Source organism: Pseudomonas sp. BBP2017, from assembly GCF_003024385.1.
In the GTDB taxonomy this organism is placed as follows: Bacteria; Pseudomonadota; Gammaproteobacteria; order Pseudomonadales; family Pseudomonadaceae; genus Aquipseudomonas.
The window spans coordinates 19,820-34,647 of record NZ_PVZN01000011.1 but is presented as its reverse complement, the minus strand read 5'-3'; the positions used below and the strand labels follow the sequence as shown (position 1 = coordinate 34,647).

The window sequence follows — 14,828 nt, the reverse complement described above, 5'->3', positions numbered from 1 at the left end:
CTTCACAGCGGCATCAGGTCATCTGAATGATGGTCTGCATAATGGTGCTCTGAGTGGAGATGGTCTTGGCGTTCGCCTGGTAGTTGCTCTGCGCCTTGATCAGCTCGACCAGCTCGGTGGTCAGGTTGACGTTAGAGGACTCCAGCGAGTTGGAGGCGATAGCCCCCAGAGTGCCGGTCTTCGGCGCGTCGATACCCGGGATACCCGAGGAGTAAGTCTCGACCCAGCGCGTACCACCCATAGGCTGCAGACCCTGCTCGTTGGCAAAGGAAGCAATGGCAACCTGACCGATAGCGCGTGACTGCTGGTTGCTGAAGCTGGCGAACATGACACCACTGGAGTCAATGCTCAGGCTCGACAGGATACCGGTAGCATAACCATCCTGGCTCTGCGACAGACGCGTGGTCGGGGTGTTGTAGGAAGTGGTGTCAGTCATGTCGATGGCGATACCACCGGCGCTGGCCTCGGACCCATTGGAACCCCACACCGGCGGCGTGGCACTCGGATCGGTAATGGTGGCAGGCACCCAGCCGGTCAGCTTGAAGACCTTGTTCACCACTTCGTAGCCAGACCCAGCAGCCCCCGCCGTCATGGTGTCGACACTGCCGTCAGGCTTGAAGGTAATGGTGCCTTCCAGCGCCACCGGTGGTTCTTCAGCCGGATCGAGCGGGTTACGACCATCAATCAGGGTGTAAGACTTCCACTCATTGGTGTCGGTCTTGACGTAGTACTGATCCATGACGTGCTCGTTACCCTGACTGTCATAGATCTTGGTGGCGAAGGTCTTGTTCCAGGTGGCGTCGTCAGCTGGATCGAAGGTGGTGGTGCTCGGAATGACCTTGTCCGACGAGTTCAGGTTGATACCCTGATCGATCGAGGTGGTGGACTTCGGCGCCAGCGCCGAGGTGTCGATCTTCAGATCGGTCAGCACGCCGTTGATGATCTTGCCGTTCTCATCCACACCGTAGCCACGCAGACGCAGGCCATCAGCGGTCACCACGTAGTTGTCCTTGTTGGTCTGGAAGGCACCGGCGCGAGAGTAGCTGAGCGAGCCGTTGTCGCTCAGGACGAAAAAGCCCTGCCCCTGGATACCCATGTCCAGCACGTTACCGGTATTGGTGATATCGCCATTGGTGAACTGCTGCGATACCGAGGCCAGACGCACGCCGTTACCAACGCTCTGACTGCCGACGCCGAGCTTGTTGGCCGAGTAGACGTCGGCGAATTCCGCACGCGACGATTTGAAGCCGGTGGTGGCAACGTTGGCAATGTTGTTGCCGGTCACGTCCAGTTGTTTGTTGGCCGCATAGAGACCGCTAAGGCCGATATTGAATGACATCTTTCACTCCTTGTGCCGCGCTAGCCGGCTCTATATACCGATGGTTTGGACTTTGGACAGCGCAACGCTGCCCAGGCCGGCAAGATTGAGCATCATCTCGCCGCCGGTCTGACTGATGGTGACGCTGCTGACCGTGGCCGGCAGCATGGTGTACATGTCCAGCTGCTTGCCATCGATGGTGGTCTTGGCGGCAAAGGTGTAGGTGCCAGGATCGACCTTCTCGCCCGCGTCATCGGTACCATCCCAAACGAAGGCGGCATTACCGGCTTTCTGCTCACCCAGGTCGATGGTCTTGACCACCTTGCCATCCTTGTCGGTGATAGTGACGGTGGCATTACTCAGCGACTGCGGCACCACCACCGAACCATTGAAACTCTTGGTGGTATCGACCACGGCCTTGTCAGTCTGGGCGATCACTGAGCGACCAACCAGCGACGAGGCCTGCAGCGCCTGGGACGATTTGTAACTGCCGGAAATCGCAGTCACCGACTCATTGAGCGAAGTGATGCCTTCCAGGCTACTGAACTGCGCCAGCTGGGCGACGAACTCGCTGTTGTCTTGAGGATCAAGCGGGTTCTGGTTACGCATCTGGGTAACCAGCAACTGCAGGAACGCATCCTTGCCCAGGGTCTGGTTGCCGGTCTTGCTGTTGGTTGCCGAAGCAACGCCACTGGAGCTGTTGGTGTCGGTGGTCTTCTTGACCGACGCCTTGAGCACGTCGTTCAGGTTTACACCGACAGTGGTATCGTTAACGCTTGCCATTGGCTTCGTCCTTTATCACTGACCCAGGGTCAGGACCTTCTGCATCATGGTCTTGGCCGTGTTCATCAGCTCGGCGTTGGTCTGGAACGAGCGGCTGGCAGAGATCATGTCCGCCATCTCCTCGACCACGTTGACGTTCGGGTAATAGACATAACCGTCTTTGTTCGCCGCCGGGTGGTTCGGCTCGTAGCGCGCCTCAAGGTTGCTTTGGTCTTCGACCACGCCCAGCACCTGAACACCCTGCCCCGCAGCATCCTGATCCTGGAACAGCGACTGGCTGACGCCGCCCTGGGCTTGCTGGAACGTGGTAGCAAATACCGGATGACGGGCGCGATAGGTCTGATCGATGCTCGATGAAACCGTCTCGGCGTTGGCAATGTTCGAAGCGACGGTGTTCAGACGCGTGGTCTGCGCACTCATGCCGCTACCGGCAATGTTGAAGACACTGGCGAGGGACATGACTTACTCTCCGCGCAGGGCCGATACCAGCCCTTTGAATTTACTGTTGAGCAGCGTGAAGCTGGCCTGGAAGCCTACGGCGTTTTCCGCGTAGCTCGACTGCTCGAGCTGGGCATCGACGGTGTTCTGGTCGATCGACGGCTGCATCGGCGTGCGGTACTGCAGGGTTTCATCACCCATGCTCAGGCCTTCAGCCTCGATGTGCCGGGCGTTGGTACGATCCAGCGCAAAGTGACCCTTGCTGGTCTTCTCGGCCTGGGCCGCCAGAACCGAGGCGAAGTCCATGTCACGCGCCTTGTAGTTCGGCGTGTCGGCGTTGGCAATGTTGTTGGCCAGCACCTCGGCGCGCTGGGCGCGAAAGCCCAATGCCTTTTCGTGGATGCCGAGCGCTTTGTCGAAGCTGATGCTCATGTCGGGGAAACCTTCGAAGGTTTTTCGTTGACTGAGCTAGAGCAAGAGCCATGCCAAAAAACAAAACCCCGTAAATACGGGGCTTTGAGTGATTTGCCGTTGACGACAATGCCAGAAAAGCGGCAAAGGATTTCCGCTGAGCGCCAGCAAAGCGGCAATTTGTGGAAGGGGTTTACTTGGCCTGGTAGATGATCCCCGGGCTGCACTGAACCATCTGATAGTGATCCGGCAATCCATTGAGCGCTTCAGACGCCCCGAGGAACAGATAACCACCCGGCTTGAGCGTGCTGTGGATACGCAACAGGATGTCTTTCTTGACCTGGGCCGAGAAGTAGATCAGCACGTTGCGGCAGAACACGATGTCGAACTTGCCCAGGCTTGCGTAACTGTCGAGCAGGTTGAACGAGCGAAATTCCACGCGACTGCGAATGGGCGCCTTGATCGCCCAGCGCCCAGGTGCCTTGACATCGAAGTAGCGCTGCAGGCGCTCCTGGGACAATCCACGGGCAATCGCCAGGCTATCGTACTCACCGCTCTTGCAGTTATTGAGCATGGCGCCGGACAGGTCAGTGGCAACAATCTGCGCACCCATCTTCAGCTGGCCGATATTGCTGCGCTCGAACTCATCGATCGCCATCGAGATCGAGTACGGCTCCTGCCCCGAGGAACAGGCGGCCGACCAGATACGCAGGCGCTGTCCGGGATTGGCTTTGATCTGCTCAGGCAATACCTTGTTCTTCAGCACCTCAAAGGGATAGGTGTCACGAAACCACAGGGTTTCGTTGGTGGTCATGGCATCCACCACCTGCTCGCGCAACCCGCTGCGCGGCTGACTCTGGATACGCTGCACCAGCTCGGTCAGGGACTTGATGCCCTGCTGCTCCATCAGCTTGTTGAGACGGCTGGAGACCAGGTACTGCTTATTTTCGCCCAGCAGGATGCCACAGGCTTTTTCCAGGAATACCCGGAACTGTTCGAAATCCAAATTACCCGTAGACAATGATGCCGCCTCTTAAATCGTGTGAACCGCCAGGGGCACAACCCCTGGCCGTTAGTGCGTGGCCTTGATGCGATCGACGACGCGCTGGGCGAGGTCGTCCGGCTTGAACTTGGCCAGGAAATCATCGGCCCCGACCTTCTTGACCATCGCCTGGTTGAACACCCCGGACAGCGAAGTATGCAGGATGATATGCAACTTTTGCATGCGCGGGTCGCTGCGGATCTCGGCCGTCAGGGTGTAGCCGTCCATCTCCGGCATCTCGATATCGGAGATCATCATCAGGAATTCTTCTTCCGGACGCTTGCCCTCATCCACCAGCTTGCGCAGGTACTCCAGGGCCTGGCGACCATCATTGAGCGCCACCACTTCCACCCCGACCGTCTGCAGGCAACGACTGACCTGCTTGCGCGCCACCGACGAGTCATCGACCGTCAGCACCCGCAAGAGCACCGCCTTGTCCTGCACCTCGGCATCGACCACACCGGCCGAGATCGACTCGGACGTCGGCGCGACTTCGGCGAGAATCTTCTCCACATCGATGATCTCGACCATCTTGTTGTCAACCCGGGTCACCGCCGTCAGGTAGTGATCACGCCCGGTCCCCTTGGGTGGCGGATGGATCTCTTCCCAGTTCATGTTGACGATGCGCTCCACCGAGTGCACCAGAAAGCCCTGGGTCTTGGTGTTGTACTCGGTGATGATCACAAAACTCTTGCTGACATCTTCACTTAGACCGGGCATACCGGTCGCCATCGCCAGATCGAGGATCGGGATGGTTGCCCCACGAATATTCGCGACACCGCGCACTACCGGATTGGACTTGGGCATCACGGTCAAGGGTGGGCATTGCAGCACCTCCCGCACCTTGAACACATTGATCCCGTAGAGTTGCTCGCCATTGAGACGAAACAGCAACAGCTCCAGGCGATTCTGCCCCACCAGTTGCGTGCGCTGGTTCACCGAATCCATTACACCAGCCATGCAAGACTCCTTCACCAAACGCTTCGAACTTCGTACCCAGTCTCGGCACGCGCTTTGCTTTTTTTAATCGTATGAACACGAAAACGACATTTTTCCGACGCCTGACCGGCCACCTGACCAGCTATGTTGCTGCACTGTGCCTGCTGATTCCGGGCACTCGACTTCTGGCTGACGCTTTCACCTTGCCTGAACAGCTTATCGGCGTCACCCAGGGGTTTCTTGAATTCACCGTTGAAGACTACCTGGCCAGCAGCCAGACTCAAGGCCGCTACGAAATCCAGGTCAACACCCTTGATCCGCGCCTGCGCATGCCGCTGTGCGACCGGCAACTGGATGCCAACCTGGAAAGCCCGGCACAGCCATTGGGCCGCGTGACAGTAAAGGTTCGCTGCAACGGCAGTTCACCTTGGACGGTGTTCGTGCCCGCCCAGGTACGCCTGTTTCGCAATGTTGTCACCGTGGTACGTCCGCTCAAACGCGAGAGCATTGTCGGCGAACAGGACGTCAGCCTGCGCGAACGCGATGTCGGCGCACTGAACCAGGGTTTTTTGAGCGATCTCGAACAGGCGATCGGGCTCAAAGTTATCCGACCGACGGTCATGGATCAGGTGCTGACCCCTCAACACCTGGAACAGGCCGAAGTGGTCCGCAAAGGTGACCAGGTGGTCATCACCGCCCGCAGCGGCACGCTCAGCGTACGCATGCCAGGGGAAGCCTTGAGCAAAGGCGGCCTGAGCGAACAGATCCGGGTGCGCAATCTCAACTCCAAACGGGTGGTCAAAGCCAGGGTAACCGGGCCAGGCCAGGTCGAAGTGTCCATGTAAACGGGAGAACAACGAAGAACGCTGGCGATAAGGAAGCGCTTTTCCTAAACTGTGCCCCATTGGGTGCCCGGAACCTGCCGCGCACGTTGCACTGCAATTGCGCCTAAAGTTTCTTTCGGGTTGGCCGAAAACAAGGCAAGCGTCCCTATACCCAGAGGTTTTCTGATCATGGTCATCGACTTCAGTCGTTTGAATAATTCCCCGTCGGTTGCCGGCGTGCGTACTGGCAACAGCCAGGAAAGCACCGCCAGCAACACCGCAGCCAAGGCCGACAACATCGTCCAGAGCGGCGCCAGCGGGGAAGCGGTACACCTCAGCCACGAGGCCCAGCAGTTGCAAAAGGTCAGCGACACGCTGCGCGACCAGCCTATTGTCAACAGCGCCCGGGTGGCGGCGTTGAAACAGGCTATCGCCGACGGCAGCTACCAGGTCGACAGCAACCGCGTCGCCAGCAAACTGCTAAATTTCGAAGCCCAGCGCTAGCCCCTGGCGCGCTGACTTCAGGACGCTTGAACCAAAGAGCCAGCCATGCACGACACTACCTTGCTGCAATTGATCGAAGATGATTTTGCTCCAGCGCAACAATTGCTTGAATTACTGCAGACCGAGGCGATCGCCTTGCACGGCCGTGACATGCCGCTGCTGGAAGACATTCTGGCGCGCAAGCAATCGCTGGTAATCCTTCTCGATCAGCAAGGTCGGCGACGCAGTGAACTGCTTGCAAGCCTTGGCCTGAGCCAGGACCGCGAAGGTGTCGCACAATTGGCCAGCCAGTCATCGCTGGGCGAGTTGCTAGTGCAACAACTGGACGTACTGGGCAAACTGCTAGCCGACTGCCAGGCCGTCAACGAGCGCAATGGCCGCTCGATCCAGCTGCAGCAAAGCACCACTGCCAATCAGATCAGAATCCTCATGGGCGGCGAATCACCGTCGCTGTATGACGCCCGGGGGACGACCTCGCCCCTTGCCAAGCCGCGGGCGCTCAGCCAGGCTTGATTCCCTGTATCAAGGCACGGAACATACTGGCAAAATGCCGTTACTTGCGTGTGTCGTTTTTGCCTGGAGATTGATTACCCGTGTTCAATGAAGCAGAAGCTCCGCAGCCGCCAAAGGTGCTCACCACCCCGCTGGAAATTGCCGCCAACTTGCGGTCGCTGCAAGAGAGCCATGACCCGCTGATCATCACCTTCCACGAACGCAGCCAGCGCTTCCAGAGCTATGTGGTCGAAGTCGACCGCGAAAGCAACCGCCTGGCGCTTGATGAAATGGTCCCGCGTGACGGCGAGCGTTACCTGGAGAACGGCGAGCCATTCCGGGTCGAGGGTTTTCATGATGGCGTGCGTATCGCCTGGGAGTGCAACACCGCGCTGAGCATCGGCGAAGTTGACGGCCATCGCTGCTATCGTGGCGTACTGCCGACCGAAGTGGCCTACCACCAGCGGCGCAATGCCTTCCGTGCCGCACTGAAACTGTCACAACTGGTCGATATCAAGCTCGACGGTAACAAGCTCAAGGGCAATGGTGAATTGCGCGGCAAGTTGCTGGACATCTCGGCCACGGGCTGCAAGCTGCGCTTCGAAGGCAATGTCGAGGAGCGCCTGCAACTGGGCCAGGTCTACGAAAAATTCGCCTCCGGTGCACCGCTGGGCTTGTCCCTGGTCGAGGTTGAACTGCGTCACCTGCATTTCGAAGAGCGTCTCAATGCCACCTTCGCGGGCGTACGCTTTCACAACCTGAACGGGCAGATGCAGCGCAAGATCGAAACCTTTGTCTACCAGCTGCAGCGCGAAGCACGCCGGTTCGATAAAGACGATTACTGAGTTTCAAAGTATCGCGGGGCAAGCCCGCTCCCACCGGGTGAGTGGGAGCGGGCCTGCCCCGCGATAAAACTCACACCGGCGCCGGCTTCTCCTGCGCCCCGTCAGCATCACCCTCTTCTCCCCCCTCGGTATCCTCCGCCGCCACCGGCGCCTGCATCTGATCCTGCACGCTCTGCTCATCAACCCGTGGATCAAGCGCCGCCGACAATGGCGAACCCGCTGCCGGCATGGCCACGTGATTGAGCGGCGCATCATCGACCTGATGCAAGCCGGTGACAGCCTTCGGACGAATCCGCCAGACCAGCACCAGGGCAAAGAACACAAAGAAGGCATACAGCATCTGGGTACCGAGCATTTTCATCAGCACCCCCGCCACCAGCGGCCCGATACTGGCGCCGACACCATAGGTCACCAACAACATGGCGGTGAGCGAAACCCGCCGCTCGCTTTCCACATGGTCGTTGGAAAAAGCCACCGCCAGGGGATACAGGCAGAATTGCAGCAACGACACGGCGAAGCCGGCAACGAACAAGACAACCAGCGGCACCGTCGGCATGATTGCCAAAGGCAACGCAGCAATCGCCAGGCCCACGGCCACGCTACGAATCAGTACCGCACGATCGTAGCGATCCGACAACCAACCCAGCGGCCACTGCACCAACAGGCCGGCAAAGATACAGCAGCCCATGAACAGACCGATGTACTCGGTGCTCAGCCCTTGTTTGGCTGCATACAACGGCGCCAGACCATAGAACGAGCCGACGATCAGGCCCGAGCCCAGCACCGTACTCAAGGACTGTGGCACCCGCTTGATAAAGAAGCGCGGCTCCATCGGCGCCGGATGCAGCGGTGCCGGGTGAATGCGCCGAGTCATCGCCACCGGCACCAGGCACAAGGCAAAACACATGGCTACCAACATCAACAGCTCCGGCCCCAGTTGCGGATGCGCAACCAGTATCAACTGACCCAGCACCAACCCCAGGTAGGATGCAATCATGTAACCGCTGAACACCGCACCGCGTTGCTTGGCGTCAGCCTGCTCGTTGAGCCAGCTTTCGATGACCATGTACTGGCACATCATCCCCAGACCGACGATCACCCGCAGCACTACCCAGGCTGGTAGCCAACTGACCATGCCATGCCCGAGCACCGCTGCGCCGACGATCCCGGCACAAGTGGCGTAGGCACGGATATGGCCAACCCGGGCAATCAGCCGGTGACCGATCTTGCCACCCAGGGCCAGGCCGAAATAGTTGGCCGCCATCAGCGCACCGACCCAGAGGCTGTCGACATGATCGGCAGCCAGGCGCAACGCCAGGTAAGTACTCAACAAGCCGGAACCAATCAACATCATCAGCGCCGCGAAATACAGCGCACGAAAAGACTTCCAGATCTGTCGCATCAGCGTCCCGAACGGCCCCTTGAGCAGGTGGAAAAACTGCTTGAAAGCATAAGTGAAAATAACCGCAGTGCAGCGCTCGGAACTAAAAAAGACTAGGCCTGAGCCGCCAGCACACGACGCTCCCACGGGGTGATTTCATCGAAGAAACTGGTCAGCTCCAGGGTCTTGGTGGCGATGTAGCCTTCGATGAACTCGCTACCGAACAGCTCCCGCGCAAGCGCACTGTGCTTCAGACGCTCAAGGGCTGCGTGCAAGGTACATGGCAGGCTCAAATGTTCCGGCACCTCGAACTCACCCTGGATCGCTGGCGCAGGCTCTAGTTGCTGCTCGATACCATGCAGACCGGCGGCAAGGCTGGCGGCGATGGCCAGATAGGGATTGCTGTCTGCACCGGGCAGACGGTTCTCGACCCGCCGCGCCACTGGCGAGCTCGCCGGGATACGCAGGCCGGCAGCGCGATTATCTTCCGACCAGCAGGCATTGTTAGGCGAGGCGTAAGGGTGGCACAGGCGCTGGTAGGAATTGACATTCGGCGCGAACAGCGCGGTAAAGTCTGCCATGCAGGCCTGCAGGCCGCCGATAAAGTGATAGAAAGTCGCCGTCGCCTTACCGTCGGCGGCGCTGAACACGTTGCGGCCGCTGTCGATCTCCACCAGGCTCTGGTGAATATGCATGGAGCTGCCCGGTGTATGCGCCAAAGGCTTGGCCATGCACACCACCGTCAGGCCATGTTTGAGCGCGACTTCCTTGAGCAGGTGCTTGAACAGCAGGGTCTGGTCGGCCAGCAGCAGCGGGGCACCATGCAACAGGTTGATCTCGAACTGGCTGACGCCCATTTCATGCATGAAGGTATCGCGCGGCAAGCCCAAGGCCTCCATGCAGCGATAGACCTCGCTGAAGAACGCTCGCAGACCGTTGTTGGAACTGACACCGAACGCCGAATACCCCTCTTCGCGACGACCATCCTTGCCCAGAGGTGGCAGGAACGGCTGGTGCGGGTCGGTGTTGGGGGCGAAGACAAAAAACTCCAGCTCAGTCGCCACCACCGGCGCCAGGCCGCGGGCCGCGTAACGTGCAATCACCGCCTTGAGCAGGCCACGGGTGGACAGGCCGGAGCTTGCGCCACTCAGTTCGATCGCATCACAAATCGCCAGGGCACGCGGCTCGTCGCTCCAGGGCAGGCGGTGGATCTGTTGCTGGTCAGCCACCAAGGCCAGGTCGCCATCGTCGCTGCCGTAGAAACGTGCGGGTGGATAGCCACCCATGATGCACTGCAACAGCACCCCACGCGCCATCTGCAAGCGCCGGCCTTCGAGAAATCCCGCAGCGGTCATGACTTTGCCGCGCGGTACGCCGTTGAGGTCTGGCGTAACGCACTCGATCTCATCAATGCCGCTCAGTCGCTCCGCGAGCGCACACTGGCCACTGGTCGTCATGACACTATCCTTATTGTTTCGCATGCCGTGAAAGGCGATACCTACAACATAGGCACCAGGCGTTCGGAATTTCAAGCACCCAAGCGGGATGTGATCATAATTTTCTACAGGCGCCCGCCCGCGGTCATCACGGCAAGGTCAAGCCATTGGCCGGCAATGGCAATGCGGTTTTGTAACGCACCTGCTTCAAGGCAAAGCTGGAGCGGATATTGGCCACTCCCGGCAGGCGCGTCAGGTAATCCAGAAAGCGCTCCAGCGCCTGAATGCTCGGCAGCAGCACCCGCAGCAGGTAATCCGGATCACCGGTCATCAGGTAGCACTCCATGACCTCCGGACGCTCGGCGATTTCTTCTTCAAAGCGGTGCAGCGATTGCTCCACCTGCTTTTCGAGGCTGACATGGATAAACACATTGACGTCCAGCCCCAGCACTTCCGGGGCCAGCAAGGTCACCTGCTGACGAATCACGCCCAGTTCCTCCATAGCCTTGACCCGGTTGAAGCACGGTGTAGGCGACAGGTTGACCGAGCGCGCCAGCTCGGCGTTAGTGATCCGGGCATTTTCCTGAAGGCTGTTGAGAATCCCGATGTCCGTGCGATCCAGTTTGCGCATGAGAAAATTTCACCTGTTTTTTGTCTTTATAAAGAGTTTTTATCCGCAACCCCGAACAAAGGCAATGAACTTGAGAGAAATATTCTTCAGGCGCCCGAATATCATGTAGGACAAGACTGACTCCCTGGTCACAAGCCGGGGCTTCAGCAGCGACCGCTTCAAAGCTCAACAAAAACACAAGACAGAGCGAGCGTAAAAAAGCATGAACGAGTACGCCCCCCTGCGTCTGCATGTGCCCGAGCCTACCGGCCGGCCAGGCTGCCAGACTGATTTTTCCTACCTGCGTCTGAACGATGCCGGCAAGGTCCGTAAACCTCCCGTCGATGTAGAAGCCGCCGATACCGCGGATATCGCCTATAGCCTGATCCGGGTGCTGGACGACCAAGGCAATGCTCTGGGCCCGTGGGCCGAGGACATCAGCCCGGAAATCCTGCGCCAGGGCATGCGCACCATGCTCAAGACCCGGTTGTTCGACAGCCGCATGGTGGTTGCTCAGCGGCAGAAGAAGATGTCCTTCTATATGCAGAGCCTGGGCGAGGAAGCCATCGGCAGTGGCCAGGCCATGGCTCTGAACCGCACGGACATGTGCTTCCCCACCTACCGCCAGCAGAGCATTCTCATGGCCCGCGACGTGTCGCTGGTGGAGATGATCTGCCAGCTGCTGTCCAATGAGCGCGATCCGCTCAAGGGCCGCCAGCTGCCAATCATGTATTCAGTGCGCGAAGCCGGTTTCTTCACCATCAGCGGCAACCTGGCGACCCAGTTCGTCCAGGCCGTCGGCTGGGCCATGGCCTCGGCAATCAAAGGCGATACCAAGATCGCTTCGGCCTGGATTGGCGATGGCGCCACCGCCGAATCCGACTTCCATACCGCGCTGACCTTCGCCCACGTATACCGCGCGCCAGTGATCCTCAACGTGGTCAACAACCAGTGGGCGATTTCCACCTTCCAGGCAATCGCCGGGGGTGAATCGACCACCTTCGCCGGTCGCGGCGTCGGTTGCGGCATCGCCTCGCTGCGCGTCGACGGCAACGACTTTATCGCCGTCTACGCCGCCTCGCGCTGGGCTGCCGAGCGCGCCCGCCGTGGCCTGGGCCCAAGCCTGATCGAGTGGGTCACTTACCGCGCCGGCCCGCACTCGACGTCGGACGATCCGTCCAAGTACCGCCCCGCCGACGACTGGAGCCACTTCCCGCTCGGCGACCCGATCGCCCGGCTCAAACAGCACCTGATCGCCATCGGCCACTGGTCCGAGGAAGAGCACCAGGCGGTCACTGCCGAGCTTGAGGCCGAAATCATCAAAGCGCAGAAAGAAGCCGAGCAGTACGGCACCCTGGCCGGCGGCCAGATGCCAAGCCCAGCGTCCATGTTCGAGGATGTCTACAAGGAGATGCCGGAGCACCTGCGCCGGCAGCGCCAGGAGCTGGGGATCTGACATGAACGATCACACCACCACTATTCAGTTGGAAACCGCCATGGCGACTACCACCATGACCATGATCCAGGCCCTGCGCTCGGCCATGGACATCATGCTTGAGCGCGATGACAACGTGGTCGTCTATGGCCAGGACGTTGGCTACTTCGGCGGCGTGTTCCGCTGCACCGAAGGCCTGCAGACCAAGTACGGCAAATCACGGGTCTTTGATGCACCGATCTCCGAAAGCGGCATCGTCGGTACTGCCGTGGGCATGGGTGCCTACGGCCTGCGCCCGGTGGTCGAGATTCAATTCGCCGACTACTTCTACCCGGCCTCCGACCAGATCGTCTCCGAGATGGCGCGCCTGCGTTATCGCTCGGCAGGTGAATTCGTCGCCCCGCTGACCCTGCGCATGCCTTGCGGCGGCGGCATCTACGGCGGCCAGACCCACAGCCAGAGCCCTGAGGCGATGTTCACCCAGGTGTGCGGCCTGCGCACCGTCATGCCGTCCAACCCGTATGACGCCAAAGGCCTGCTGATCGCCTCGATCGAAAACGACGACCCGGTGATCTTCCTTGAGCCCAAGCGCCTGTATAACGGCCCGTTCGACGGCCACCACGACCGCCCGGTAACCCCGTGGTCGAAACACCCGGCCAGCGCTGTGCCTGATGGCTACTACACCGTGCCACTGGACAAGGCCGCGATCACCCGTCCCGGCAATGACGTGACCGTGCTCACTTACGGCACCACGGTTTACGTTTCGCAAGTGGCCGCCGAAGAAACCGGGGTCGATGCCGAAGTCATCGACCTGCGCAGCCTGTGGCCGCTGGACCTGGAAACCATCGTCGCCTCGGTGAAAAAGACCGGTCGCTGCGTGGTCGTCCACGAAGCCACCCGCACCTGCGGTTTCGGCGCCGAGCTGATCGCGCTGGTTCAGGAGCACTGCTTCCATCACCTCGAAGCCCCGATCGAGCGCGTCACCGGTTGGGACACCCCCTACCCGCACGCGCAGGAATGGGCGTATTTCCCCGGCCCTTCACGCGTGGGCGCGGCATTGAAACGGGTTATGGAGGTCTGAATGGGCACGCACGTCATCAAGATGCCGGATATCGGTGAAGGCATCGCACAAGTTGAACTGGTGGAATGGTTCGTCAAGGTCGGCGACACCGTCACCGAAGACCAGGTCGTGGCCGATGTCATGACCGACAAAGCCACCGTGGAAATCCCCTCGCCGGTGAGCGGCAAAGTGCTGGCCCTGGGTGGCCAGCCCGGCGAAGTCATGGCCGTAGGCAGCGAGTTGATCCGCATCGAAGTTGAAGGTGCGGGTAATTATCAGGAAGGTGCAGCAGCAGCGCCTGTCGCTGCCGTTGCGGCCCCGGCCCCGGTTGCGGCCAGCAAACCTGAGCCCACGGTCGAAAAGCCGACGCCAGTTGCCGCTGCAGCGATTGCCAGCCCGCAACGTTCGGCCACCATCGTCCCCCGCGAAGCCAACGAACGCCCCCTGGCCTCCCCGGCCGTGCGCAAGCGCGCACTGGATGCCGGTATCGAACTGCGTTACGTACACGGCAGTGGCCCGGCCGGGCGCATCCTGCATGAAGACCTGGATGCCTTCCTCACCCAGCCGACCCTCAGCACGCAAAGCGCATCGGGTGGTTACGCCAAGCGCAGCGACAGCGAGCAGATCCCGGTCATCGGCCTGCGCCGCAAAATCGCCCAGCGCATGCAAGATGCCAAGCGCCGCGTCGCACACTTCAGCTATGTCGAAGAGATCGACGTCACCGCTCTGGAAGAGCTGCGCCTGCACCTGAACAAAAAGTGGGGCGACAGCCGCGGCAAGCTGACCCTGTTGCCGTTCCTGGTGCGTGCCATGGTCGTGGCCTTGCGTGAATTCCCGCAGATCAACGCCACCTACGACGACGAAGCCCAGGTCATCACCCGCCACGGCGCGGTGCATGTCGGCATCGCTACTCAGGGCGACAACGGCCTGATGGTTCCAGTACTGCGCCATGCCGAAGCCGGCAGCCTGTGGAGCAACGCTGGCGAAATCGTGCGCCTGGCCAATGCCGCGCGCGGCAACAAGGCCAGCCGTGAAGAACTGTCGGGCTCGACCATTACCCTGACCAGCCTCGGCGCCTTGGGCGGCATCGTCTCCACACCGGTGGTGAACACCCCGGAAGTGGCCATCGTCGGAGTCAACCGCATGGTCGAACGGCCAATGGTGATCAATGGCCAGATCGTCATCCGCAAGATGATGAACCTGTCCAGCTCGTTCGATCACCGGGTAGTCGACGGTATGGACGCGGCACTCTTCATCCAGGCCATCCGCGGCCTGCTCGAACAACCTGCCAGCCTGTTTGTGGAGTGACC

At 60.2% G+C, this 14,828-nt stretch carries 16 protein-coding genes; 7 read left to right on the top strand and 9 right to left on the bottom strand.

The window, feature by feature from the left end; genetic code table 11:
* Window positions 1-13: 13 nt before the first annotated feature.
* The 6 genes from flgE to C6382_RS14740 form a co-directional block, all read right to left on the bottom strand.
* Window positions 14-1,339 carry a flagellar hook protein FlgE gene (flgE, locus tag C6382_RS14765; protein WP_107025156.1) on the bottom strand — a complete coding sequence of 442 codons (1,326 nt, stop codon included), beginning with the start codon at window positions 1,337-1,339 and terminating at the stop codon, window positions 14-16.
* A gap of 30 nt (window positions 1,340-1,369) precedes the next feature.
* Window positions 1,370-2,101, bottom strand: coding sequence for a flagellar hook assembly protein FlgD (gene flgD, locus C6382_RS14760; protein ID WP_107025155.1), 732 nt, complete (start codon window positions 2,099-2,101; stop codon window positions 1,370-1,372).
* 15 nt (window positions 2,102-2,116) lie between these two features.
* The gene (gene flgC / locus C6382_RS14755; protein WP_045189108.1) at window positions 2,117-2,560 is read right to left on the bottom strand and encodes a flagellar basal body rod protein FlgC; all 444 of its coding nucleotides are present in this window, start codon (window positions 2,558-2,560) and stop codon (window positions 2,117-2,119) included.
* Window positions 2,561-2,563: 3 nt separating this feature from the next.
* Window positions 2,564-2,971, bottom strand: coding sequence for a flagellar basal body rod protein FlgB (gene flgB / locus C6382_RS14750; protein WP_107025154.1), 408 nt, complete (start codon window positions 2,969-2,971; stop codon window positions 2,564-2,566).
* Between the two features lie 172 nt (window positions 2,972-3,143).
* The gene (gene cheR, locus C6382_RS14745; RefSeq protein WP_107025153.1) at window positions 3,144-3,971 is read right to left on the bottom strand and encodes a protein-glutamate O-methyltransferase CheR; all 828 of its coding nucleotides are present in this window, start codon (window positions 3,969-3,971) and stop codon (window positions 3,144-3,146) included.
* A gap of 51 nt (window positions 3,972-4,022) precedes the next feature.
* Window positions 4,023-4,952 (bottom strand): chemotaxis protein CheV, encoded by a 930-nt coding sequence (locus tag C6382_RS14740; RefSeq protein WP_038613417.1) that lies wholly within the window; start codon window positions 4,950-4,952, stop codon window positions 4,023-4,025.
* 71 nt (window positions 4,953-5,023) lie between these two features.
* Between C6382_RS14740 and flgA the strand changes: the two genes are divergently transcribed.
* The 4 genes from flgA to C6382_RS14720 all read left to right on the top strand — a co-directional run bounded on the left by flgA (window position 5,024) and on the right by C6382_RS14720 (window position 7,596).
* Window positions 5,024-5,776: a flagellar basal body P-ring formation chaperone FlgA gene (flgA, locus tag C6382_RS14735; RefSeq protein WP_107025152.1), complete on the top strand. Its 753-nt coding sequence runs from the start codon at window positions 5,024-5,026 to the stop codon at window positions 5,774-5,776.
* A gap of 168 nt (window positions 5,777-5,944) precedes the next feature.
* Window positions 5,945-6,259 (top strand): flagellar biosynthesis anti-sigma factor FlgM, encoded by a 315-nt coding sequence (flgM, locus tag C6382_RS14730; RefSeq protein ID WP_107025151.1) that lies wholly within the window; start codon window positions 5,945-5,947, stop codon window positions 6,257-6,259.
* A 45-nt stretch (window positions 6,260-6,304) separates the two neighbouring features.
* Window positions 6,305-6,772 (top strand): flagella synthesis protein FlgN, encoded by a 468-nt coding sequence (locus C6382_RS14725; RefSeq protein WP_107025150.1) that lies wholly within the window; start codon window positions 6,305-6,307, stop codon window positions 6,770-6,772.
* Between the two features lie 80 nt (window positions 6,773-6,852).
* On the top strand, window positions 6,853-7,596 hold the full coding sequence (locus C6382_RS14720) for a flagellar brake protein (protein WP_107025149.1): 744 nt from the start codon (window positions 6,853-6,855) through the stop codon (window positions 7,594-7,596).
* Window positions 7,597-7,666: 70 nt separating this feature from the next.
* Here C6382_RS14720 and C6382_RS14715 read toward each other — a convergent pair whose 3' ends face one another.
* From C6382_RS14715 to bkdR, 3 genes are all read right to left on the bottom strand, one after another.
* Entirely contained in the window at window positions 7,667-8,998 is a 1,332-nt protein-coding gene (locus tag C6382_RS14715) for an MFS transporter (RefSeq protein ID WP_107025268.1), read from the bottom strand.
* A 92-nt stretch (window positions 8,999-9,090) separates the two neighbouring features.
* On the bottom strand, window positions 9,091-10,332 hold the full coding sequence (locus tag C6382_RS14710; RefSeq protein WP_178082786.1) for a glutamine synthetase family protein: 1,242 nt from the start codon (window positions 10,330-10,332) through the stop codon (window positions 9,091-9,093).
* 229 nt (window positions 10,333-10,561) lie between these two features.
* Window positions 10,562-11,044 carry a Bkd operon transcriptional regulator BkdR gene (gene bkdR, locus C6382_RS14705; RefSeq protein ID WP_107025147.1) on the bottom strand — a complete coding sequence of 161 codons (483 nt, stop codon included), beginning with the start codon at window positions 11,042-11,044 and terminating at the stop codon, window positions 10,562-10,564.
* Between the two features lie 202 nt (window positions 11,045-11,246).
* Between bkdR and C6382_RS14700 the strand changes: the two genes are divergently transcribed.
* The 3 genes from C6382_RS14700 to C6382_RS14690 are packed head-to-tail and all read left to right on the top strand — an operon-like array spanning window position 11,247 to window position 14,826.
* A complete protein-coding gene (locus C6382_RS14700; protein WP_107025146.1) occupies window positions 11,247-12,479 on the top strand; it encodes a 3-methyl-2-oxobutanoate dehydrogenase (2-methylpropanoyl-transferring) subunit alpha in 1,233 nt (410 codons plus the stop codon).
* Between the two features lies 1 nt (window position 12,480).
* Window positions 12,481-13,539, top strand: a complete 1,059-nt coding sequence (locus tag C6382_RS14695) for an alpha-ketoacid dehydrogenase subunit beta (protein WP_038613435.1) — start codon at window positions 12,481-12,483, stop codon at window positions 13,537-13,539.
* Window positions 13,540-14,826, top strand: a complete 1,287-nt coding sequence (locus C6382_RS14690) for a dihydrolipoamide acetyltransferase family protein (RefSeq protein ID WP_107025145.1) — start codon at window positions 13,540-13,542, stop codon at window positions 14,824-14,826.
* The last annotated feature ends 2 nt before the right edge of the window (window positions 14,827-14,828 follow it).

Excerpts from the sequence above, each read along its gene's own strand:
- flgE (WP_107025156.1), bottom strand. The coding sequence starts at position 1,339 with ATGTCATTCAATATCGGCCTTAGCGGTCTCTATGCGGCCAACAAACAA.
- flgD (WP_107025155.1), bottom strand. The coding sequence starts at position 2,101 with ATGGCAAGCGTTAACGATACCACTGTCGGTGTAAACCTGAACGACGTG.
- flgC (WP_045189108.1), bottom strand. The coding sequence starts at position 2,560 with ATGTCCCTCGCCAGTGTCTTCAACATTGCCGGTAGCGGCATGAGTGCG.
- flgB (WP_107025154.1), bottom strand. The coding sequence starts at position 2,971 with ATGAGCATCAGCTTCGACAAAGCGCTCGGCATCCACGAAAAGGCATTG.
- C6382_RS14740 (WP_038613417.1), bottom strand. The coding sequence starts at position 4,952 with ATGGCTGGTGTAATGGATTCGGTGAACCAGCGCACGCAACTGGTGGGG.
- flgA (WP_107025152.1), top strand. The coding sequence starts at position 5,024 with ATGAACACGAAAACGACATTTTTCCGACGCCTGACCGGCCACCTGACC.
- flgM (WP_107025151.1), top strand. The coding sequence starts at position 5,945 with ATGGTCATCGACTTCAGTCGTTTGAATAATTCCCCGTCGGTTGCCGGC.
- C6382_RS14725 (WP_107025150.1), top strand. The coding sequence starts at position 6,305 with ATGCACGACACTACCTTGCTGCAATTGATCGAAGATGATTTTGCTCCA.
- C6382_RS14715 (WP_107025268.1), bottom strand. The coding sequence starts at position 8,998 with ATGCGACAGATCTGGAAGTCTTTTCGTGCGCTGTATTTCGCGGCGCTG.
- C6382_RS14710 (WP_178082786.1), bottom strand. The coding sequence starts at position 10,332 with ATGACCGCTGCGGGATTTCTCGAAGGCCGGCGCTTGCAGATGGCGCGT.
- bkdR (WP_107025147.1), bottom strand. The coding sequence starts at position 11,044 with ATGCGCAAACTGGATCGCACGGACATCGGGATTCTCAACAGCCTTCAG.
- C6382_RS14700 (WP_107025146.1), top strand. The coding sequence starts at position 11,247 with ATGAACGAGTACGCCCCCCTGCGTCTGCATGTGCCCGAGCCTACCGGC.
- C6382_RS14695 (WP_038613435.1), top strand. The coding sequence starts at position 12,481 with ATGAACGATCACACCACCACTATTCAGTTGGAAACCGCCATGGCGACT.
- C6382_RS14690 (WP_107025145.1), top strand. The coding sequence starts at position 13,540 with ATGGGCACGCACGTCATCAAGATGCCGGATATCGGTGAAGGCATCGCA.